This is a genomic window from Mesorhizobium sp. M2E.F.Ca.ET.209.01.1.1, from assembly GCF_004010375.2.
Classification (GTDB): domain Bacteria; phylum Pseudomonadota; class Alphaproteobacteria; order Rhizobiales; family Rhizobiaceae; genus Mesorhizobium.
Window position 1 is genome coordinate 1 of sequence record NZ_SADP02000535.1, and the last position, 352, is coordinate 352.

General features: G+C 60.2%; 1 pseudogene. It reads right to left on the reverse strand.

The window, feature by feature from the left end:
- Positions 1-21: 21 nt before the first annotated feature.
- Positions 22-352 (reverse strand): annotated as a pseudogene (locus tag EN852_RS41355) (hypothetical protein); the annotation flags it as partial.

Sequence of the window (352 nt, forward strand, 5' to 3'; positions counted from 1 at the left end):
GGCGGCTGAACAAATCCGCATTCAGAATCGGTTGGCGACACGAATTGAAGCGGTTCCAGCCAACAGAAACATGGCTGCCAGCAGCAGGTAAATGTTGGCCAGGGAAGTTGCCTCGGCCAGGGTCCCGAAGCTGGGCGCGGCGGCCAGCGCAATTATGTACCCGGTCGCGAACACGACCACGATGCCGGATGCGTCGCCGCGCCTTCCTGCCATGCTCAACAATGTGGGGAAGATATTGGCTACCCCGACGCCGAGCAAGGCAAAACCGGATAGCGCCATTACCGCCAGATCGGCGAATGCCACGATCGCAAGGCCGATGATTGCGAGGCATGCCGAGGTCGCAAGAAGTTGC